The sequence below is a fragment of the Salmonella sp. A7 genome, assembly GCF_020181675.1.
Classification (GTDB): Bacteria; Pseudomonadota; Gammaproteobacteria; order Enterobacterales; family Enterobacteriaceae; genus Salmonella; species Salmonella enterica.
Genome location: NZ_CP084001.1, coordinates 3,032,496 through 3,052,767, shown reverse-complemented (window position 1 = coordinate 3,052,767; position 20,272 = coordinate 3,032,496). Strand labels below are relative to the sequence as shown.

At 53.8% G+C, this 20,272-nt stretch carries 20 protein-coding genes and 2 pseudogenes; 10 read left to right on the top strand and 12 right to left on the bottom strand.

The window, feature by feature from the left end; all coding sequences use genetic code 11:
- Positions 1-27: 27 nt before the first annotated feature.
- The 3 genes from LCS67_RS14995 to modE all read right to left on the bottom strand — a co-directional run bounded on the left by LCS67_RS14995 (position 28) and on the right by modE (position 3,438).
- The gene (locus LCS67_RS14995; protein ID WP_080183787.1) at positions 28-936 is read right to left on the bottom strand and encodes a DUF2167 domain-containing protein; all 909 of its coding nucleotides are present in this window, start codon (positions 934-936) and stop codon (positions 28-30) included.
- 170 nt (positions 937-1,106) lie between these two features.
- Positions 1,107-2,582 carry a molybdate ABC transporter ATP-binding protein ModF gene (modF, locus tag LCS67_RS14990; RefSeq protein WP_031570054.1) on the bottom strand — a complete coding sequence of 492 codons (1,476 nt, stop codon included), beginning with the start codon at positions 2,580-2,582 and terminating at the stop codon, positions 1,107-1,109.
- Between the two features lie 67 nt (positions 2,583-2,649).
- Positions 2,650-3,438: a molybdenum-dependent transcriptional regulator gene (modE, locus tag LCS67_RS14985; protein WP_001147416.1), complete on the bottom strand. Its 789-nt coding sequence runs from the start codon at positions 3,436-3,438 to the stop codon at positions 2,650-2,652.
- Positions 3,439-3,566: 128 nt separating this feature from the next.
- Between modE and LCS67_RS14980 the strand changes: the two genes are divergently transcribed.
- The 4 genes from LCS67_RS14980 (at position 3,567) to modC (ending at position 6,406) form a co-directional block, all read left to right on the top strand.
- Complete coding sequence (locus tag LCS67_RS14980; protein WP_000891513.1) at positions 3,567-3,716, top strand: AcrZ family multidrug efflux pump-associated protein; 150 nt, start codon at positions 3,567-3,569, stop codon at positions 3,714-3,716.
- Between the two features lie 166 nt (positions 3,717-3,882).
- The gene (modA, locus tag LCS67_RS14975; RefSeq protein WP_000951416.1) at positions 3,883-4,656 is read left to right on the top strand and encodes a molybdate ABC transporter substrate-binding protein; all 774 of its coding nucleotides are present in this window, start codon (positions 3,883-3,885) and stop codon (positions 4,654-4,656) included.
- Positions 4,656-5,345, top strand: coding sequence for a molybdate ABC transporter permease subunit (gene modB / locus LCS67_RS14970; RefSeq protein ID WP_000604026.1), 690 nt, complete (start codon positions 4,656-4,658; stop codon positions 5,343-5,345). The genes modA and modB overlap by 1 nt, the downstream gene beginning before the upstream one ends.
- Before the next feature lie 2 nt (positions 5,346-5,347).
- Positions 5,348-6,406, top strand: coding sequence for a molybdenum ABC transporter ATP-binding protein ModC (modC, locus tag LCS67_RS14965; RefSeq protein WP_000891710.1), 1,059 nt, complete (start codon positions 5,348-5,350; stop codon positions 6,404-6,406).
- On the opposite strand, the pseudogene LCS67_RS14960 reads toward modC, so the two are convergent.
- The 6 genes and pseudogenes from LCS67_RS14960 to LCS67_RS14935 form a co-directional block, all read right to left on the bottom strand.
- Positions 6,407-6,562 (bottom strand): annotated as a pseudogene (locus LCS67_RS14960) (HAD hydrolase family protein); the annotation flags it as partial.
- Between the two features lie 373 nt (positions 6,563-6,935).
- A complete protein-coding gene (locus LCS67_RS14955) occupies positions 6,936-7,265 on the bottom strand; it encodes a DUF1493 family protein (protein WP_077912235.1) in 330 nt (109 codons plus the stop codon).
- Positions 7,250-7,711, bottom strand: a complete 462-nt coding sequence (locus LCS67_RS22840) for an STM2901 family protein (RefSeq protein ID WP_024151559.1) — start codon at positions 7,709-7,711, stop codon at positions 7,250-7,252. Before LCS67_RS22840 ends, LCS67_RS14955 begins: the two co-directional genes overlap by 16 nt.
- A gap of 130 nt (positions 7,712-7,841) precedes the next feature.
- Entirely contained in the window at positions 7,842-8,006 is a 165-nt protein-coding gene (locus LCS67_RS14945; protein WP_023139965.1) for a hypothetical protein, read from the bottom strand.
- A gap of 22 nt (positions 8,007-8,028) precedes the next feature.
- On the bottom strand, positions 8,029-8,865 hold the full coding sequence (locus tag LCS67_RS14940) for a pyridoxal phosphatase (RefSeq protein WP_001109271.1): 837 nt from the start codon (positions 8,863-8,865) through the stop codon (positions 8,029-8,031).
- Between the two features lie 130 nt (positions 8,866-8,995).
- Positions 8,996-9,145, bottom strand: a pseudogene (locus tag LCS67_RS14935) (HAD hydrolase family protein); the annotation flags it as partial.
- A 163-nt stretch (positions 9,146-9,308) separates the two neighbouring features.
- On the opposite strand from LCS67_RS14935, the gene pgl reads away from it, so the two are divergent.
- Positions 9,309-10,304, top strand: a complete 996-nt coding sequence (gene pgl, locus LCS67_RS14930; protein WP_000815468.1) for a 6-phosphogluconolactonase — start codon at positions 9,309-9,311, stop codon at positions 10,302-10,304.
- A gap of 123 nt (positions 10,305-10,427) precedes the next feature.
- Here pgl and LCS67_RS14925 read toward each other — a convergent pair whose 3' ends face one another.
- On the bottom strand, positions 10,428-11,711 hold the full coding sequence (locus LCS67_RS14925; protein ID WP_001094764.1) for a putative acyl-CoA thioester hydrolase: 1,284 nt from the start codon (positions 11,709-11,711) through the stop codon (positions 10,428-10,430).
- A gap of 237 nt (positions 11,712-11,948) precedes the next feature.
- Between LCS67_RS14925 and hutI the strand changes: the two genes are divergently transcribed.
- The 5 genes from hutI (at position 11,949) to hutH (ending at position 18,285) form a co-directional block, all read left to right on the top strand.
- Positions 11,949-13,172: an imidazolonepropionase gene (gene hutI, locus LCS67_RS14920; protein ID WP_001249490.1), complete on the top strand. Its 1,224-nt coding sequence runs from the start codon at positions 11,949-11,951 to the stop codon at positions 13,170-13,172.
- The gene (gene hutG / locus LCS67_RS14915) at positions 13,169-14,110 is read left to right on the top strand and encodes a formimidoylglutamase (protein WP_080183921.1); all 942 of its coding nucleotides are present in this window, start codon (positions 13,169-13,171) and stop codon (positions 14,108-14,110) included. Before hutI ends, hutG begins: the two co-directional genes overlap by 4 nt.
- Before the next feature lie 44 nt (positions 14,111-14,154).
- The gene (locus LCS67_RS14910) at positions 14,155-14,880 is read left to right on the top strand and encodes a histidine utilization repressor (protein WP_000287413.1); all 726 of its coding nucleotides are present in this window, start codon (positions 14,155-14,157) and stop codon (positions 14,878-14,880) included.
- Positions 14,881-15,076: 196 nt separating this feature from the next.
- Positions 15,077-16,768 carry a urocanate hydratase gene (hutU, locus tag LCS67_RS14905; RefSeq protein WP_001115216.1) on the top strand — a complete coding sequence of 564 codons (1,692 nt, stop codon included), beginning with the start codon at positions 15,077-15,079 and terminating at the stop codon, positions 16,766-16,768.
- Complete coding sequence (gene hutH, locus LCS67_RS14900; RefSeq protein ID WP_023136835.1) at positions 16,765-18,285, top strand: histidine ammonia-lyase; 1,521 nt, start codon at positions 16,765-16,767, stop codon at positions 18,283-18,285. Before hutU ends, hutH begins: the two co-directional genes overlap by 4 nt.
- Positions 18,286-18,369: 84 nt before the next feature.
- On the opposite strand, the gene LCS67_RS14895 is transcribed toward hutH, so the two are convergent.
- Positions 18,370-18,846: a kinase inhibitor gene (locus LCS67_RS14895; RefSeq protein WP_023136836.1), complete on the bottom strand. Its 477-nt coding sequence runs from the start codon at positions 18,844-18,846 to the stop codon at positions 18,370-18,372.
- Between the two features lie 57 nt (positions 18,847-18,903).
- Entirely contained in the window at positions 18,904-20,193 is a 1,290-nt protein-coding gene (gene bioA / locus LCS67_RS14890) for an adenosylmethionine--8-amino-7-oxononanoate transaminase (protein WP_001611216.1), read from the bottom strand.
- Between the last annotated feature and the right edge of the window lie 79 nt (positions 20,194-20,272).

The following is a 20,272-nucleotide window of genomic DNA, read 5'->3' as shown; positions in this document are numbered from 1 at the left end:
GGAATGAAACGGACGGGGCAGGAGCTGTCAGTCTTTTTTACGCGAGAGTAGCTTCCTGGCGAGCGCCCCGACAGCGACGACGCCGATGGCGGTCACTTTCCAGAATTTAAGTAACGCGATACCGAGCATAGCAAGCAGACCTACTTTTTTGGCCGCGATACCGCCAATCAGCGCGGCGAGCCCATACTCCGCTATTTTGTCCGTTGATTCGTTGAAGTCAGCGTAGCGTTGTCCAGGGTTGAACTTGACGGAACTGAGAATTCTTTTCGCCAGCGGGATTTCGTGGTCAACAGAACCTCTGTCGGTCACCAGATTTAAAGAAAAATAGCCTTCACGTCCCAGCAGATAGGTGTTGTAGTTCACGCCTTGTTCATTCAGTGGTTCGTTGGTGCCGATATCCTGGATGGCGGCGGACCAGATCAGACGATGATTGGTTGCATCGTAGGTAGGCTTCTCGATCCAGCTAATAATTTCTATCGGCTCAATGCCTTTTGCAATACGATCTTTATTCGCTTCTTTTGTGCCTTTGCGCAGGTTATCCATTAATTCATCGGCATCCCAATTTTTTGCATCATCATCTTTTACATAACCAGAATCATCATATTCGATAGAAATAAATCCATTCATTTCCTTTTTAAATACGAGACCGTAAAAATATTCATCGTCAACATAGTTACCAATTTCACGCATAAATACCGCCGCTTCTTTTGCGGGTATCCAGGTAAATCCTTCCGGCAGATTAAGCGTGGCTTTATCACCTAAACTAATTTTTGTCGGACCCGCAACGGCGGCGCGACTCATGCCTTCAACAGCGACCTCAACGGCGGTTTTACGCGCTTCCTGCGCAGCGGTCGGCTTTTGCTCAGCATAACTGCCGGGGCAAAATAACATGGCTGCCAGTAAAAATAGTATTATTTGTGGAAAACGAAAAGCCATAATAAATCCCTTATATTCACATACGACATCATTGTCGAAAATTTCAGGATTATTATGACAATGAGGCGGTCAGTGATTCAAGAGATAGTAAGCTTATCGACCGTTATTATTATTCATAATAAAAGGAGAGTGGTTCCAGAATGGCGCGCGGCGCCATTCTGATAATACATTTAATTATTGCATCGTCCGGAAACGTACTTATAACGTTCGCCCTCTGGTACAAATTCCAGTCGGTGGGTAATACAGGCAGGCGCATCCTCTGCATGATGGGAAACGAACAGCAGTTGGGTCTCTCCCTGGCGAATTAATACATCTACAAAACGGCGTACCAGTTGGCGGTTCAGCGGATCCAACCCTTGCAGCGGTTCATCCAGAATCAACACTGTCGGATGTTTAACCAGCGCGCGCACGATCAGCGCCAGCCGCTGCTGTCCCCAGGAGAGACTGTGGAAAGGGGCATCCGCCGTGCGCTTATCGATTCCCAGAATATCCAGCCACTGTTGCGCCAGTTTTCGTTGCCTGTCTGAAACGGCCTGGTAAATGCCGATAGAATCGAAATAGCCGGAGAGAATGACATTGCGCACAGTGGTACTTACGCGGTAATCCAGATGTAAACTGCTGCTGACGTAGCCGATATGTTTTTTGATATCCCAGATTGTTTCGCCGCTTCCTCGCCGCCGCCCGAACAGCGTAAGATCGTTGCTGTAGCCTTGCGGATGATCGCCAGTAATAAGGCTAAGCAATGTAGACTTACCCGCTCCGTTAGGACCGACGATCTGCCAGTGTTCGCCCGGATTGACTCGCCAGCTTAGGTGGTGGAGGATAGGGCGATCGTTATACGAGACTACGCCATCGTTAAGTACGATCCGTGGTTCGCCATCGGGTAACGCATGGCGGGCGGAAGGTTGGTCCGGTTCGGGTAATTGTACGTCTGTCAGACGCTCGCTGTGCGCGAGTTGAGCGACCAACGCCCGTTGCAGTAACTCTGTCGTCGTTCCGGTTTCCGCCAGCGTACAGTCGGCAAGCACGCCGGCAAACTGCACGAAGTCCGGGATTTCATCAAAACGGTTGAGTACCAGCGCCAGGGTAATACCCGCCTGGTTCAACGCCGTCAGGCGTTGCGCCAGTTGTTGACGGGCGGTCACGTCAAGCCCGTCGAACGGTTCATCAAGGATCAATAACTCCGGCTCAGACATCAGCGCCTGACACAGCAGCGCTTTTCGCGTCTCGCCGGTAGAAAGGTATTTAAAACGCCTGTTGAGTAAAGCGGAAATGCCGAACTGCTGCGCCAGCATCGCACAGCGGGCAGGATGGTGAACATCATCCTGAATAATTTCCGCGGTAGTGCGCCCGGTATCGTCTTCGCCAGGACTGAGCATATCGGTGTTATTACGTTGCCACTCATCGCTGACCAGCTTTTGCAATTGTTCAAAGGACAGACGAGTAATGCGGGTAAACCGACACTGGCGCTCGCCTGTTAATAACGGCAGTTCGCCCGCCAGCGCGCGGGCGAGCGCCGACTTCCCGCTCCCGTTAGCCCCAACGAATGCCCAGCTATCGCCCGTATTGAGCGTCAGCGAATCCAGATGAAGTGTTTTTGTATCGCTCAGACGAAACGTGCCTTGCGAAATTTGCAACGATGACATTTTGCATCCCATTTTTTGCAGCGATGAATGACAGGGATACGTCTTTCGGCAACGGATGTCAATGTGCTTAGCACAACGTTGCAATAATCACTCTGTCCGCATTAAACCAGGCAATCACGTCATCGCCTTCCTTTAACGTGGCGGCATCCGCAGTCGGTATCGTAGCGCACAGCGTCTGGCCGTCCGGCAGCGCCATCAACACTTCACACTGTTCCGCGCCGCGCTCGATATGGCTGATCGTTCCCGACAACTGATTGTCAGCGGCGCGCGCAACGGCTGCATCCCGGGTAATGCCAACCCACGGCGCTTTTAGCAGGATCAGCACTTCTTTACCTTCCTCCAGGCCGAGACGCTCGCCGCTTTGCGCCGTCAGCGCAACTTTGAGCCGCGTTTTGCCGTCGGCCAGCAGTACGTCGACATGCTGTTGCACCTGATCGCGATCGCGGGCGGTAATGGTGCCGAACCACTGATTTCGGGCGCTGGTTTGCAGTGAAAAGCGGGAAATAGCGGCCAGCAGACTGTCAAGCGGCAGGGCGTCATCGTCGCTTAACACATCGAACGCTTTTTGCTGAATTTGGCCCAGCAAATCGTAAAGCTGGATCAGACGCTGACCATAGCGGGTTAATACCGCGCCGCCGCCGCCTTTGCCGCCCGTTGCGCGTTCAACCAGCATATGTTCACTAAGCTGGTTCATGTCGTTTATCGCATCCCAGGCGCTCTTATAGCTGATTCCCGCGTCTTTCGCGCCCTGACTAATCGAGCCGGAAAGCGCAATGTGTTTCAGCAGAGAGATACGTCGGGGATCGGCAAAAAGCTTTTGCTGAAGTTTCAGGGTAAGAAGGATTTCGGCCTGCATAACCAGCTCCTGGTAAAAAGACTATTGTGACTGAAAAGCGCGTCAGCGCAAAGCCGACCGCACAAAAGGGGAGTGCTTTTCTGTGTGATGCGGTTAAAATACAAAAAGGACTATATCTGGAGTTGCCCATGTTAGAGTTATTAAAAAGTCTGGTATTCGCCGTCATCATGGTACCGGTAGTGATGGCCATCATCCTCGGTCTGATTTACGGTCTGGGTGAGGTGTTCAACATTTTTTCCGGTATCGGTCAGAAAGACCAGTCCAGACAGAACCGCTGATTTCCCCAAACGCCCGCTCAGTCGGGCGTTTTTGTTACTCAAGATCCTGCTTTTCCTGCCGATATTTTCTGTGTTTAATCGTTAATGGGTATGAATAACCGCTGGGAAACCCCTGAGATTATCGTTATATTGTCGTTTACATAACGAAACGCACAAGGAGTTACAGATGGCGCATTCCTGGTTACGCCTGGTCGCAGGGGCGACATTATCTTTCGTCATCGCTGGCCATGCGCTGGCGGATGAAGGCAAGATCACCGTATTCGCCGCCGCGTCGCTAACGAACGCGATGCAAGACATTGCGGCAGAATATAAAAAAGAGAAAAATGTGGATGTGGTCTCCTCATTCGCCTCCTCTTCAACGCTGGCGCGCCAGATAGAAGCGGGCGCGCCGGCGGATCTGTTCATCTCTGCTGACCAGAAATGGATGGATTACGCAGCCGATAAAAAAGCGGTGGATACCACGACGCGCGAAACATTGCTTGGCAATAGCCTGGTGGTGGTGGCGCCGAAAGCCAGCGAGCAAAAACCGTTTACCATCGACAACAAAACGGACTGGATTCGTCTGCTGAACGGCGGGCGTCTGGCGGTGGGCGATCCGCAACACGTACCGGCGGGAATTTATGCCAAAGAAGCGCTGCAAAAGTTGGGCGCATGGCAAACGCTTGAACCGAAACTGGCGCCGGGCGAGGATGTGCGCGGCGCGTTGGCGCTGGTCGAACGTAACGAAGCGCCTTTGGGCATTGTATACGGTTCTGATGCGGTCGCCAGCAAGGGGGTCAACGTGGTGGCGACGTTCCCGGAAGACTCACATAAAAAAGTGGAATACCCCATCGCTATCGTGGAGGGGCATAAAAATGCGACCGTCAGCGCGTTCTATGATTACCTGAAAGGACCGCAGGCCTCGGCAATCTTTAAACGTTATGGATTTACGACGAAGTAATGATACTGACCGATCCAGAATGGCAGGCTGTCCTTCTTAGCCTGAAAGTGTCTTCCCTGGCCGTGCTGTTTAGCCTGCCGTTTGGGATCTTTTTTGCCTGGTTACTGGTGCGATGCCGGTTTCCGGGCAAAGCCTTACTTGATAGCGTCCTGCATCTGCCGCTGGTGCTGCCGCCGGTGGTGGTCGGCTATCTGCTGCTGGTGTCGATGGGGCGACGCGGGTTTATTGGCCAGTGGCTGTATGACTGGTTCGGTCTCACGTTTGCCTTTAGCTGGCGCGGCGCCGTGCTGGCGGCGGCGGTGATGTCCTTCCCGCTGATGGTGCGGGCCATTCGGCTGGCGCTGGAGGGGGTGGATATCAAGCTTGAACAGGCCGCCAGAACGCTGGGCGCCGGGCGCTGGCGCGTTTTCCTGACTATCACCTTACCGCTTACCCTGCCGGGCATTATTGTCGGTACGGTGCTGGCGTTTGCCCGTTCGCTTGGCGAATTTGGCGCAACCATTACCTTTGTTTCCAATATTCCGGGCGAAACCCGCACCATACCTTCCGCCATGTATACCTTGATCCAGACGCCGGGCGGGGAGAGCGCGGCGGCGAGGCTGTGCGTGATTTCGATTGTATTAGCGCTGATTTCGCTGTTGATTTCTGAATGGCTGGCGCGGATTAGCCGTGAACGGACGGGGCGCTAACCATGCTGGAGCTTAATTTTTCCCAGACGCTGGGAACGCACTGTTTAACCCTCAACGAAACGCTGCCAGCCAGTGGGATCACGGCTATCTTTGGCGTCTCCGGCGCGGGAAAAACCTCGCTGATTAATGCCATCAGCGGTTTAACTCGCCCGCAAAAAGGACGCATCGCGCTGAATGGCCGGGTGTTGCATGACGCGGAAAACGGTATCTGTTTAACGCCGGAAAAGCGCCGCATCGGTTATGTTTTCCAGGATGCGCGCCTGTTCCCCCATTACAAAGTACGCGGCAATTTGCGCTACGGCATGGCGAAAAGCATGACCGGTCAGTTTGATAAGCTGGTGTCGCTGTTGGGAATTGAAGCGTTGCTTGATCGCCTGCCGGGGAGCTTGTCCGGCGGAGAAAAACAGCGCGTAGCGATAGGCCGGGCATTGCTCACTGCCCCGGAGTTGCTGCTGTTGGACGAACCGTTGGCCTCACTGGATATCCCGCGAAAACGCGAATTACTGCCGTACCTGCAACGGCTGGCGCGAGAAATCAATATTCCCATGCTGTATGTCAGCCATTCTCTTGATGAAATTCTCCACCTGGCGGATAAAGTCATGGTGCTGGAGGATGGACAGGTTAAAGCGTTTGGCCCGCTGGAGGAGGTCTGGGGAAGCAGCGTTATGCACCCGTGGCTGCCGAAAGAGCAACAGAGCAGTATTCTGAAAGTCAGCGTGCTGGAGCATCACCCGCATTATGCCATGACCGCTCTGGCGCTTGGCGACCAGCACCTGTGGGTAAATAAACTCAATCAGCCGCTGCAATCCACACTGCGTATTCGTATACAGGCGTCGGATGTCTCGCTGGTACTACAGCCGCCGCAGCAGACCAGTATCCGCAACGTATTGCGGGCAAAAGTGGCAAATTGCTATGACGATAACGGACAGGTGGAAGTCCAGCTTGAGATAGGCGGCAGAACGCTGTGGGCGCGAATAAGCCCGTGGGCCAGGGATGAGCTGAATATCAAGCCTGGCCTGTGGCTTTACGCGCAGGTGAAAAGCGTTTCTATCACCGCCTGACTATAGCAGGTGGGTGTAAATAAATTTGGCGATGCTGTCGGTAGTGTTATCGCCGATCACAACGTCAGCGCGCGCTTTCACCGTCTCATCGGCGTTGCCCATCGCAACGCCGGTGCCTGCCGCCTCCAGCATACTGATGTCGTTGTAGTTATCGCCGCTATAATTAATACTTCAGTATACGGATTTACAATGGCTTCATTAAAGTACTTATCCTTTCTTTTTCTGATGGTTAAGTACTGGAACGGATCGCCTGAATCACGTACTCGCCAATCGCGGGTTTCCATCTGCAAGCCATTAATACCATTAGTTTCTATCCGTACTTCCTCTGTAATATAGAGAAAGTAGTATGTTCCATCATCGTATGTATTAAATTCCATTCTAATCATTCTGTAAATCCCATAGTTGGTTAGTACTGCTAACCATTCTATGTATTTACTAGTAATCATGAAAATATACGCCTAATCATATTACCATTATGATAATAAAAATTCCCAAATAATGGGCGTTTAAAATATAATAAATTTATTCTTCAACTATATAACCAACGTCCAGCTTTAGCACTTTCAACGAGCATACCAACTGTTAGTGGCTTACGCGGATCAGGCTCTTTACTTCCAAAGTACTCTGGATTCAGATAGTTAAGTATGTCAAATCCTTCTGAATCTACATTCCAACGCTTGAAGTACTCTTGTAGAAGTTCTTCACTATCTTCAAAAACGAGTTTAAGATCATCCCTAATACTGGTATCAAGTATGATGGTTCGCTTTGGCCCAAAGAGAAAGTACTTTTTAGTGTTATATTCCTGATCGATAAAATCGATAATTTCTTTCTCAATATCTCTCATTAGAAATACGTCCACTGAATGCGATCTTTAGGAACCGCCACACGATTAAATGTATCTTTAATATCACGCTGGATATCATAAATCGTAGTGAATGTCATAACCCAACCGAGCCAGGGTACATTACGACCAATGAAACGACCTAAATTATTCGTTGAGCTTAGCTGTAATGAGTTGATGGTTTTGCCTGTCAACGTTGGTAATCTGATTCCAGGTGGCAGTTTATAGTTCAACCAATTACTGATGTACTTAGAAGCAATTGATGTTCCTGGAGTTGTCCCACGAGGTTTACCCCTCGTAGGTAGAATTGGTTGCCCTGAGATAACCAGTGCAGCATCAACCGCTGAGATCCCCAGACGATCGCTCACAACGGCGATGGTGATAGCCCACCATAGCTGTTGTGGTGTCAGGTTGGATAACCCGCCGTAGAAGTACGTACCATTCAATGTTTCAGTAGTGTCCATTTACTCATCCCTTCTAGCCATGACCAACAATTATATAACACCCAATCTCTTGTTCTAACTAACAATTACGGGGGTAGTAAGCGATTCAATATGCCTTTTCTGTTCCCTTAGGCACTTGAATTCTTGGTAGTTAGATTACTATTCTTCTTTTAATACTTGGTATCTTTCTTTGTAATGCAAAAACAGTCTTTAATTTTTCAAGTGTTGTTAAGCCATTATTAAATTGAAAACCAAATTGTTCTAACTGTTCATCAATATAAGTTCGCATTCCAATTTCTGGTTTAAATTCTATCATTACACACCTCCCTGTTTCAGTGTCACGCTGTTATTTTCTCTTCTGAAAAGTACTGATTAACTACATCAGCTATACCAGCTTCAGCATTATTACCTATAACCAAATCAGCACAGGCTTTGACTTCATCAACAGCGTTACCCATAGCAACACCCAAACCAGCAGACTTCAACATACTAAGATCGTTGAAATTATCGCCAAAGGCTATAACTTGATCCATTGATAAACCTTGTGATTCTGCCCATTGTGCCAAGCGTTTACCCTTACTGTTTCCGGCTTGTGCTATGTCTACTTGATCGTGCCAGGACCATTCACAGGCAAGGCCAAGCTCACGTTCTACAATTTGACCAAAGCTATGCAGTTTCTCAGTATCAGAGTCAGTAAGGGCGAATTTCCAGATAGCATCAACGTTCTGAGATGCTTCACTAAGAGAGGGTACTTGTTTGAAGATTGGACGTTGTGACTCTGGGAGAGATTTAGCCCAATTTTCTGTACGGATAATATGCCCCGTAGGTTCTTGGTAGAACATGGCATCATCGGCATACATCAGACTATGAACATTGTAACTATCAAGAAGGGAAATTAGTTGTGAAGCTTGTTCTGCTTGCAGGGGATCAGACTCAAGCACCTTCTTTTCTTGGTAATCGTATAATAATGCACCATTGCAACATATTGCAGGAGTATCTAATCTAAGTGATTGATAAAAAGGATGAATTGCAACAAAATGCCTTCCGGTAACAATGACGACTTTTGCACCAGATTTTCGGGCATTTTCTAAGGCAGTGAGTGATTCAGGGAGGATTTTTTTTCCAGGTGTTAATAAAGTACCGTCCAGATCGAGAGCTATTACCTGATAATTCATGCTATTTTCGCTGTGTCCATTTTAGAAGTTGCACTGATAGTACACCGCTCACTTTGTTGATCAATAGTTGTATGTCATGGGATGGGAAGCGAAGCATGAGTAAGATTTTTATTGTAGTAATGCTTCACTTATACAAATAGGTGCCGTTGCAGCAAATAGCAGGTGTTTCCAGCGCCAGCGCCTTGGCGCGTGATAGCGCGTCAAGCGAGGAGGGGAGTAAGGTTTTATGCGGGGTTAATAATGTTCCGTCTAAATCGAGGGCAATCACGCGTGCAGTCATAATTTTTTCCAGATTAAGAGTAATAATTCCGTCTGTCGGCATGGTACACCGGGACGGTAAGCAGACAAAATTCTGCGTCTGAATTCAGCATTCGCCGTCAAAAGCGACTACGTTAAGCTGTGTCCTGTTATTGCAGCTACATGCCATATGCAAAGGAGTATTCATGAAACAAACAGTCTATACCGCCAGCCCTGAGAGTCAGCAAATTCACGTCTGGAGCCTGAACCACGAAGGGACGCTGACGCTGGTGCAGGTCGTGGATGTGCCCGGTCAGGTTCAGCCGATGGTGGTCAGTCCGGATAAACGCTACCTCTATGTCGGCGTGCGCCCGGAGTTTCGTGTCCTGGCGTATCGTATTGCGCCGGATGATGGCGCGCTGACGTTTGCCGCCGAATCCGCCCTGCCGGGTAGCCCGACCCATATTTCTACCGATCATCATGGTCGTTTTGTCTTTGTCGGATCGTATAACGCCGGTAATGTCAGCGTGACGCGCTTACAGGATGGTCTGCCGGTTGAGCTGGTGGATGTGGTGGAAGGGCTGGACGGCTGCCACTCGGCAAATATTACGCCTGATAACCGTACCCTGTGGGTGCCTGCGCTAAAACAGGATCGCATTTGTCTGTTTACGCTAAGCGATGACGGCCATCTGGTGGCCCAGGAGCCGGCGGAAGTAAATACAGTCGAAGGGGCAGGCCCGCGTCATATGGTCTTCCACCCGAATCGACAATATGCGTATTGCGTCAATGAACTGAACAGTTCGGTGGATGTCTGGCAGCTTAAAAATCCGCATGGCGAGATAGAGTGCGTACAAACCCTGGATATGATGCCCGCCGATTTTTCCGATACCCGTTGGGCGGCGGATATCCATATTACGCCGGATGGACGGCATCTGTATGCCTGTGACCGCACCGCCAGTCTGATTACCGTCTTTAGTGTCTCCGAAGACGGCAGCGTACTGAGCGTTGAAGGCTTCCAGCCGACGGAAGCCCAACCGCGCGGCTTTAATATCGACAATAGCGGAAAATACCTGATTGCTGCGGGTCAAAAATCACATCATATCGCGGTCTATGAAATTACGGGCACTCAGGGGTTGCTGACGGAAAAAGGTCGTTATGCCGTCGGCCAGGGGCCAATGTGGGTTGTGGTGAACGCGTACTAAAGCGCTGTGTGCCGGAGGGCGGCGGGATGCCTGATTAATTTCAATAAACATCGCTTGCAGTAAAACCACGGGCCGCCACATCTGCTGCGGCGGCCCGTTTATAAGCCTGAACCGGAACGGCGATTACTGCTTAGGTTCTGCCACCACTTTACTGCCTACACCGCGGTTGTTGTATTCCCACATGCGGTTGTAGTTAGTGTCGTTCAGATTACGCAGCACCTCGCCTTTGTCATCCACGGTTCCCGTATTTCCGGCAAACGGACGTTTCGAGATGACCGCGTCGGCCCACGGTTTGGCAACGTTAAAGCCCTCGTTAATCACGCTGTCGCGGATCACTACCTGACCGTTGGTGTTGGCGTCGACATCCAGCGAGCGGCCAAGCTGCGCAACGCCATCGCCGGAGGCGTTAAAGCGGCTGTTGATCGCCAAAAAGCCATAGTAAATATTGGACAGCGTCGCCGGGGCGAAGACGTAGGCTTCCTGCTGTGTGCGGGAGTTGACGACCTGGAAGTTGGTGTTATCGAACACCACGGCGCCGCGTCCGGAAACCATATCCACATCGCCTTCAATATAGCTGTTCGTCACCAGCGTACGCGGCTGGCGATCGGTTTGCAGACGGTTCTGCACGCCGCTGTTGGTCACAAAGAAGGTGTTCTGGCGGCCAAGGATATTGACCTTGTTAATCTGGACTTTGTCGCCATCGGTACGCAACGCCACCGCCGGATGGTTTCCGGCATCGACACTGTCGCCCAGCGTGTTCTCGATGGTCAGATTTTGTAGCTGCAGACCGTTATTCTGCGACCAGAACGCGGCAGAACACATCACACCGATCGTCGCGGCGTGTTTGCTTTGGCAGTTATCGAACATATACCAGGCGGGTTTACCAGGCATATATTTCCCGCCGGGATTCACCGCGCGGCGCCAGTCAGCGACGCTCATTTCACCATCAATCGCCATCCCTATTTTCACATCGATCGGTTTTTCACCGGTCCCGTACAGGGTCAGACTTCCCGGCGCGGCGGGAACATACACGGTCCCCTGATAGTCGCCCGGCATAATAGCAATGTACTGGCGTTTGTTCGTGCGTTTAACCATTGCCGCATCGACCGCGGCCTGAATCGAAGTGTGCGTAACGCCTGGCGTACCTGCCGGCCCCACCACAAAGTCAGGCTGTGCGGGCAGGGTAATCGGCGACGGCGACCACGGGGTGGTATTCGGCGTCAGGGAGGCAAAATAGTGCGCCGCAACGAAGTTTTTCGCTTCATTTGCCGACAGAATTGGGCGCGAGGCGGTGCCAGGCGCGGTTTGATCGGAAGGGATCTGATCGGGTGGCGTAGAGCTACAGGCGCTCAGCGTCACGCCAAAAGCCAGTGCCAGCGCCAGACGGGAAACCGATAATGTATTCACAGGTTGCTCCGGGCTTGAAAAAGTTAAATGACATCCATTGAAGCCTGCTTTTTTATACTAAGTTGAACGAAACGGGAAGGCGAAAAGGTAAAAAGTTCCTTTTCAGGCTGGAAACACCTGTAGCATCAGATAGTTTTATCACAATTAAGCAACAACTTTCGCGCTTTGAGTTGACAATCCGGAGCAGAAAGAAAATAAATGTCTATACAACTCATGACAGGCAAGAGAGCGACAGGAATGCGGCAACTTTTACCGGGCGATACTGTCTGGCGAAACATCAGGCTGGCGACAATGGACCCGCAGCGGCAAGCCCCGTATGGGCTGGTGGATAACCAGGCGCTGATTGTACGCGAAGGGTATATTTGCGATATCGTGCCAGAGACGCAGCTTCCTGTCAGTGGGGACAATATCCATGATATGCAGGGACGACTGGTAACCCCGGGACTTATCGATTGCCACACGCATCTGGTGTTTGCCGGTAACCGCGCCGCAGAGTGGGAACAGCGGCTTAACGGCGCGTCATACCAGCATATTAGCGCTCAGGGCGGCGGCATTAACGCGACGGTATCAGCAACCCGCGCCTGTGCGGAGGAGACGCTCTACCTGCTGGCGCGCGAACGCATGATGCGCCTTGCCAGCGAAGGCGTTACGCTGCTGGAGATTAAATCCGGCTATGGTCTGGAGCTGGCGACAGAAGAAAAGCTGTTGCGCGTCGCTGCAAAACTTGCCGCCGAAAACGCTATCGACATTAGCCCCACGCTACTTGCCGCTCATGCTACGCCAGCGGAGTATCGTGACGACCCGGACGGCTACATCACTCTGGTCTGCGAGACGATGATTCCGCAGCTCTGGCAAAAAGGGTTATTTGATGCGGTAGACCTCTTTTGCGAGAGCGTCGGCTTTAATGTGGCGCAGAGTGAGCGCGTGTTGCAGACGGCGAAGGCGTTAGGTATTCCCGTTAAAGGCCATGTTGAGCAGCTTTCGCTGTTGGGCGGCGCGCAGTTGGTGAGCCGTTATCAGGGCTTATCGGCGGATCATATCGAATATCTTGATGAAGCGGGCGTCGCGGCGATGCGTGACGGCGGTACTGTCGGCGTATTATTGCCAGGCGCGTTTTATTTTCTGCGCGAGACGCAGCGCCCGCCGGTAGAACTGCTGCGCCGCTATCAGGTGCCTGTCGCCGTCGCCAGCGATTTCAATCCCGGCACCAGCCCGTTTTGCAGTTTGCATCTGGCGATGAATATGGCCTGCGTACAGTTTGGTCTGACGCCGGAAGAGGCATGGGCGGGCGTTACGCGCCATGCCGCTCGTGCGCTGGGAAGACAGGCGACGCATGGGCAGCTCAGGGCCGGCTACCGGGCGGATTTTGTGGTGTGGGATGCTGAACAGCCGGTAGAGGTTGTGTATGAGCCGGGGCGTAATCCTTTATATCAGCGGGTATACAGAGGACAAATCTCATGACGCAATGGTATCCGGCTTCTCCGGCGCTCTGGCAGGGGCGCGATGACAGTATAGAATCGCCGGATGCGCGGCGTCTGTTTCAGACCGTCACGCGCAGCGAGACCTTTTCCCCCGAAAACTGGCAGCAAAAGATCGCGTTAATGGGATTTGCCTGCGACGAGGGGGTAAAACGCAATGCAGGTCGTCCCGGCGCGGCAGGCGCCCCGGACGCGTTGCGTAAAGCGCTGGCGAATATGGCCAGCCATCAGGGACATGAACGGCTGGTGGATTTAGGCAATTGGGTTGCGCCGACGCCCGATCTGGAAGGCGCGCAGCAGGCCTTGCGCGATGCGGTAAGCCGCTGTCTGCGGGCCGGGATGCGCACGCTGGTGCTGGGCGGCGGGCATGAAACCGCGTTTGGACACGGCGCGGGGGTGCTGGACGCGTTTGCGCAGGAAAGCGTAGGGATCATTAATCTTGATGCGCATCTGGATCTCCGTCAGACCGACCGGGCAACATCCGGGACGCCGTTTCGTCAACTGGCGCAGCTATGCGACGCGCAGAGCCGCGCGTTTCATTATGCCTGTTTCGGCGTGAGCCGTGCGGCCAATACGCAGGCGTTGTGGCGGGAAACGCAGTGGCGGAATGTTACCGTGGTGGAGGATCTGGACTGCCATGACGCGCTGGCGCAGATGACGCAGTTTATCGACAAGGTGGATAAAATTTATCTGACTATCGATCTCGACGTATTGCCTGTCTGGGAAATGCCGGCCGTCTCCGCTCCCGCAGCGCTGGGCGTGCCACTGATACAGGTTCTGCGTTTAATTGAGCCGGTTTGCCGCAGCGGAAAATTACAGGCGGCGGATCTGGTTGAATTTAATCCACGCTTTGATGAAGATGGCGCAGCGGCGCGCGTGGCGGCGCGGCTTGGCTGGCAAATCGCGCACTGGTGGCGTTAATCTGTCATCCGGAAAACACTATCCGCATAAGGAAGGCTTCACGCATGTATTCATCCCGCTCCCGTTCTGCACCTGCGCCTTTTTACGAAACGGTGAAACAGGACATCTGTAAAAAAATAGCCGGCGGCGTCTGGCAGCCGCACGATCGCATTCCGTCGGAAGCTGAACTGGTCGCGCAGTATGGCTTTAGCCGAATGACCATCAACCGGGCGCTGCGTGAGCTGACGGATGAAGGGTGGCTGGTGCGTTTACAGGGCGTGGGGACGTTTGTCGCCGAACCAAAAGGCCAGTCCGCGCTGTTTGAAGTCCGCAGTATCGCCGAGGAGATTGCCGCCCGCCGTCATCAGCATCGTTGTGAGGTGCTCACGCTGGAGCGCGTGCGGGCAAACGCCATCCAGGCCAGCGCTCTCAACGTCAATGAGAGCGATGTCATTTTCCATTCCATCATGGTGCATTATGAAAACGATCTGCCGGTACAAATTGAAGATCGCTGCGTGAATGCGGATATTGCCGTGGATTACCTGACGCAGGATTACCGTCAGACCACGCCGCACGCTTATTTGTCGCGGATCGCGCCGCTAACGGAAGGGGAACATATTGTGGAGGCGGTGCGCGCCACGGCGCAAGAGTGCGCGTGGTTAACTATCAAAGAGCATGAGCCTTGTCTGCTCATTCGTCGTACAACCTGGTCCGCGTCGCGGATTGTTTCTCACGCCCGCTTACTTTTCCCCGGGTCGCGCTACCGGCTACAGGGACGATTTATCTCCTGAGCGGACTGCTGCCGGAAAACGTGATTGCTGACACAATATAACAAAATTGTATCATTTTTGTTAATTCTATTCTTGTGCTTACTTGTATAGACAAGTATATGTCTGATTCTTATCTGTGGGTCTGCGGCGGTGCCTGATAGTGGCGTTTTAGCGTTATTTGGCGATGGCAGACCGATAACAATGAGGAGTCATTGCTATGCCTGAAAGCAAGTATCGTCAGCAGACTATCCGCGCGCCCCGAGGCACGGTATTAACGGCGAAAAGCTGGCTGACAGAAGCCCCGCTGCGGATGTTAATGAATAATCTCGATCCTGATGTGGCGGAAAATCCGCATGAGCTGGTGGTCTACGGCGGGATTGGTCGCGCCGCGCGCAACTGGGAATGCTATGACGCTATTGTTGATGCGCTCACCCGGCTGGAGGCGGACGAAACGTTGCTTATTCAGTCTGGCAAACCGGTCGGCGTATTTAAAACGCACGACAACGCGCCGCGGGTATTAATCGCCAACTCCAACCTGGTTCCCCACTGGGCGACATGGGAACACTTTAACGAACTGGATGCGAAAGGGCTGGCGATGTACGGTCAAATGACGGCCGGAAGCTGGATCTATATCGGCAGTCAGGGAATCGTGCAGGGAACATACGAAACCTTTGTGGAGGCGGGGCGTCAGCACTATAACGGCACGCTGGCGGGACGCTGGGTGCTGACCGCCGGGCTGGGCGGCATGGGCGGCGCGCAACCGCTAGCCGCGACGCTGGCCGGAGCGTGTTCGCTGACGATTGAATGCCAGCAAAGCCGTATCGATTTTCGTCTGCGTACTCGTTACGTGGATGAGCAGGCCGCCACGCTGGATGACGCGTTGGCCCGCATTACGCGCTACACCCGCGAGGGGAAAGCCGTGTCCGTCGCCCTGTGCGCGAACGCGGCGGATATCCTGCCGGAACTGGTTAATCGCGGCGTGCGCCCGGACCTGGTGACCGATCAGACCAGCGCCCACGATCCGCTACATGGCTATTTACCCTCCGGCTGGCGCTGGGAGGAGTATCAGAAAAACGCGCAATCCGATCCCCACGGGACGATGCAGGCAGCGAAACGTTCCATGGCGGCGCATGTTCGGGCGATGCTGGCGTTCAGTCAAATGGGCGTGCCGACCTTTGACTATGGCAACAATATTCGCCAGATGGCGAAAGAGATGGGGGTGGAAAACGCCTTTGATTTTCCGGGATTTGTGCCAGCCTATATTCGTCCGCTGTTCTGTCGTGGCATCGGGCCGTTTCGCTGGGTGGCGCTGTCCGGCGATCCGCAGGATATCTATAAAACCGATGCCAAAGTCAAAGAGATAGTGGCTGAGGATAAACATCTGCATCACTGGCTGGATATGGCGCGCGAGCGCATTCATTTTCAGGGGCTACCGGCGCGTATCTGCTGGGTAGGCCTGGAGTGGCGGCAAAAACTGGGGCTGGCGTTCAACGAAATGGTGCGTTGCGGTGAGGTATCCGCGCCTATTGTGATTGGCCGCGATCACCTGGATTCCGGTTCTGTCGCCAGCCCTAACCGTGAAACCGAAGCGATGCGCGACGGTTCCGACGCGGTTTCCGACTGGCCGCTGTTAAATGCGTTGCTGAATACCGCCAGCGGGGCGACATGGGTATCGCTCCATCATGGCGGCGGGGTGGGGATGGGTTTTTCGCAACACGCCGGTATGGTGATTGTCTGTGATGGCACTGACGAGGCCGCCGCGCGTATTCGCCGCGTGTTACACAACGATCCGGCGACGGGCGTCATGCGCCATGCCGATGCCGGATATGATCTCGCGGTGGAATGCGCTGTTGAGCAAGGTCTGAATTTACCGATGGTTGCGGCGACACAGGGGGAAAGGCTGATATGAACACCATGACACTCACTCCGGGGCAGTTAAGCCTCTCTCAACTGTACGATGTCTGGCGTCATCCGGTACAGCTTCGGCTGGACGCCAGCGCCATTGACGGCATTAACGCCAGCGTCGCGTGCGTCAATGATATCGTTGCCGAAGGGCGTACCGCCTACGGCATCAACACCGGTTTCGGTCTGCTGGCGCAGACGCGCATCGCTGATGAAGACTTGCAAAATCTACAGCGATCGTTGGTGCTGTCTCACGCCGCGGGCGTAGGCGACCCACTGGATGACGCGATGGTGCGTCTGATCATGGTATTGAAAATCAATAGCCTGGCGCGCGGGTTTTCCGGGATTCGGTTGAGCGTGATAGAGGCGCTCATCGCTCTGGTTAATGCCGGCGTGTATCCGCTGATTCCGGCAAAAGGCTCGGTTGGCGCGTCGGGCGACTTAGCGCCGCTGGCGCATCTGTCGCTGACGCTGCTTGGCGAAGGAAAAGCGCGCTGGCAGGGTGAATGGCTTCCGGCGCAGACGGCGCTAAAAAAGGCCGGACTGGAGCCTGTCGCGCTGGCGGCCAAAGAGGGGCTGGCGCTGCTTAACGGCACCCAGGCGTCAACGGCCTTTGCGCTGCGCGGTTTGTTTGAGGCACAGGAGTTATTTGCCTCCGCCGTTGTCTGCGGCGCGCTGACTACCGAAGCCGTGCTGGGATCGCGCCGTCCTTTTGATGCGCGCATTCATGCCGCGCGCGGACAAAAGGGGCAAATTGACGTCGCGCGGTTGTTCCGGCATCTGCTGACCGATACCAGCGCCATTGCTGAATCACATCACCACTGTCATAAAGTTCAGGACCCGTATTCCCTTCGCTGCCAGCCACAGGTAATGGGCGCTTGTTTGACCCAGTTACGTCAGACGAAAGAGGTACTGCTGGCTGAGGCCAACGCGGTGTCCGATAATCCGCTGGTCTTTGCCGATGCGGGGGAGGTGATCTCCGGCGGTAACTTCCATGCTGAACCGGTTGCCATGGCGGCGGATAATCTGGCGCTGGCGATAGCGGAAATCGGCGCGCTATCGGAGCGGCGCATCGCGCTGATGATGGATAAACATATGTCGCAGTTACCGCCGTTTCTGGTGAAAAATGGCGGCGTTAATTCCGGTTTTATGATTGCCCAGGTCACCGCCGCAGCGCTCGCCAGCGAGAATAAAGCGCTGGCGCACCCGCACAGCGTGGATAGCCTGCCGACCTCGGCGAATCAGGAAGATCATGTCTCAATGGCCCCGGCGGCAGGACGGCGACTCTGGGAAATGGCGGCGAATACCCGCGGCATCATTGCCGTGGAGTGGCTGGCTGCCTGTCAGGGGATAGATTTACGGGAAGGGTTAACCTCCAGCCCGTTACTGGAACAGGCGCGGCAGACACTGCGCGAGCGGGTGGCGCACTATACGCAGGATCGTTTTTTCGCACCCGATATTGAGTGTGCGACGGCGCTGCTGGCGCAAGGCGCGTTACAGCGTCTGGTGCCGGACTTTATGTGAATGCTGCCGGATGGCGAGGCGCTTATTCGGCTTACCCAACCCGTTGGCAGGGTAAGACGTTTACGCCGCCATCCGGCACAGCGTTTAACTGAACATCGCCGTGATCGAGGCGCTGGCGAGCGAATGGAAATGCACGTTAAAGCCGACCATCGCGCCGCTGGCGTCTTCATCAACGTCAAGACGCTCGACGTCCAGCGCGTGAACCGTAAAGATATAGCGGTGCGTTTCCCCTTTAGGCGGCGCCGCGCCGCCGTAGCCGGCTTTACCGAAATCGGTACGCGTCTGAATGACGCCGTCTGGTACGGCTACCAGGTCTGAGCCGAACCCCTGGGTCAGTACGCGCGTATCCGCCGGGAGGTTCACCACCACCCAGTGCCACCAGCCGGAGCCGGTCGGCGCGTCGGGATCGTAACAGGTCACGACAAAACTTTTGGTGCCCATCGGCACGTCGTCCCAGGCCAGATGCGGCGAAATATTATCGCCATCATAGCCCATACTGTTAAAAACGTGGCGATGAGGAAGTTTATCTCCATCGCGCAAATCGTTGCTGATAAGTTTCATGCGCTCTCCTTTTGACTCACCAGAAGTGTAGCCAGAAGCAGCATCGCTTACCGCTGATTAATGGCTAAAAAATGTTTCATTGTGTACCGCGTCATTGACCGCCTGGGTCAAACAGCGCAGTTGATCCGGACGAATAATGTAGGGCGGCATCAGGTAGATTAGCTTGCCGAACGGCCTGATCCAGACGCCTTGCCCGACGAAGAAGCGTTGAAGCGCCGCCATATTGACCGGATGCGTGGTTTCAACCACCCCAATCGCGCCCAACACCCGCACATCTGCCACCCAGGGAGAACTTTGCGCGGGGGCTAACTCAGCGTGTAACTGAGACTCGATAGACGCCACCTGCTGACGCCATTCGCCGCTTTCCAGCAGCGTCAGGCTGGCGCAAGCGACGGCGCAGGCCAGCGGATTCCCCATAAACGTCGGGCCATGCATAAAACACCCCGCCTCGCCGTTGCTAATAGTCTCTGCAACCTGGCGTGTCGTGAGCGTTGCCGAGAGGGTCATGGTGCCGCCGGTTAAGGCTTTGCCGAGACACAGAATATCCGGCGCGATCCCGGCGTGCTCGCAGGCGAACAGTTTGCCGGTACGGCCAAACCCGGTGGCTATTTCATCGGCAATCAGCAGAATGCCTTCGCGATCGCACATGTTACGAATACGCCTGAGCCATTGTGGATGATATATGCGCATCCCGCCCGCGCCCTGAACGATAGGTTCCAGAATCACTGCGGCGATTTCATGGCGATGCGCGGCCATCAGGCGGGCAAATGGCGCGATGTCGCTTTCATCCCATTCGCCATCCATCCGGCTTTGCGGCGCCGGCGCGAACAGGTTTTCCGGCAGATAGCCTTTCCACAAGCTGTGCATGGAGTTATCCGGATCGCACACCGACATCGCGCCGAACGTGTCGCCATGATAACCGTGGCGAAACGTCAGAAAACGCTGACGCGATTCGCCGCGCGCCTGCCAGTATTGCAGCGCCATCTTCATGGCCACTTCTACCGACACCGAACCAGAGTCGGCCAGAAAGACACACTCCAGCGGCTCAGGCGTTATCGCGACCAGCTTACGGCACAGATTCACCGCAGGTTGATGGGTTATGCCGCCGAACATGACATGCGACATGGCATCAATTTGCGCTTTCATCGCCGCGTTCAATTGCGGGTGGTTATAACCATGAATGGCCGCCCACCACGAGGACATCCCCTCAATCAGGCGTTCGCCCGAGGTGAGAACCAACTCGCAGCCTTCGGCCCGCTCAACGGGATATACCGGCAGCGGCGAGGTCATGGAAGTGTAAGGATGCCAAATATGGCGTTTATCGAAGGCCAGATCGTCCGTTGTCATAATCGACTTGTAAACCAAATTAAAAAGATTTAGGTTTACGAGTCTACACCATATCAAAAACAAACAACATATTTTGGAG

Bases quoted from the DNA above. Each gene is read 5' to 3' on its own strand.
- modE (WP_001147416.1), bottom strand. From the start codon at position 3,438: ATGCAGGCCGAAATCCTTCTTACCCTGAAACTTCAGCAAAAGCTTTTT.
- modC (WP_000891710.1), top strand. From the start codon at position 5,348: ATGCTGGAGCTTAATTTTTCCCAGACGCTGGGAACGCACTGTTTAACC.
- hutH (WP_023136835.1), top strand. From the start codon at position 16,765: ATGAACACCATGACACTCACTCCGGGGCAGTTAAGCCTCTCTCAACTG.
- hutI (WP_001249490.1), top strand. From the start codon at position 11,949: ATGCGGCAACTTTTACCGGGCGATACTGTCTGGCGAAACATCAGGCTG.
- LCS67_RS14895 (WP_023136836.1), bottom strand. From the start codon at position 18,846: ATGAAACTTATCAGCAACGATTTGCGCGATGGAGATAAACTTCCTCAT.
- LCS67_RS14910 (WP_000287413.1), top strand. From the start codon at position 14,155: ATGTATTCATCCCGCTCCCGTTCTGCACCTGCGCCTTTTTACGAAACG.
- LCS67_RS14940 (WP_001109271.1), bottom strand. From the start codon at position 8,865: ATGAATTATCAGGTAATAGCTCTCGATCTGGACGGTACTTTATTAACA.
- LCS67_RS22840 (WP_024151559.1), bottom strand. From the start codon at position 7,711: ATGGACACTACTGAAACATTGAATGGTACGTACTTCTACGGCGGGTTA.
- hutG (WP_080183921.1), top strand. From the start codon at position 13,169: ATGACGCAATGGTATCCGGCTTCTCCGGCGCTCTGGCAGGGGCGCGAT.
- LCS67_RS14995 (WP_080183787.1), bottom strand. From the start codon at position 936: ATGGCTTTTCGTTTTCCACAAATAATACTATTTTTACTGGCAGCCATG.
- pgl (WP_000815468.1), top strand. From the start codon at position 9,309: ATGAAACAAACAGTCTATACCGCCAGCCCTGAGAGTCAGCAAATTCAC.
- LCS67_RS14980 (WP_000891513.1), top strand. From the start codon at position 3,567: ATGTTAGAGTTATTAAAAAGTCTGGTATTCGCCGTCATCATGGTACCG.
- bioA (WP_001611216.1), bottom strand. From the start codon at position 20,193: ATGACAACGGACGATCTGGCCTTCGATAAACGCCATATTTGGCATCCT.
- hutU (WP_001115216.1), top strand. From the start codon at position 15,077: ATGCCTGAAAGCAAGTATCGTCAGCAGACTATCCGCGCGCCCCGAGGC.
- modB (WP_000604026.1), top strand. From the start codon at position 4,656: ATGATACTGACCGATCCAGAATGGCAGGCTGTCCTTCTTAGCCTGAAA.
- LCS67_RS14945 (WP_023139965.1), bottom strand. From the start codon at position 8,006: ATGATAGAATTTAAACCAGAAATTGGAATGCGAACTTATATTGATGAA.
- modF (WP_031570054.1), bottom strand. From the start codon at position 2,582: ATGTCATCGTTGCAAATTTCGCAAGGCACGTTTCGTCTGAGCGATACA.
- modA (WP_000951416.1), top strand. From the start codon at position 3,883: ATGGCGCATTCCTGGTTACGCCTGGTCGCAGGGGCGACATTATCTTTC.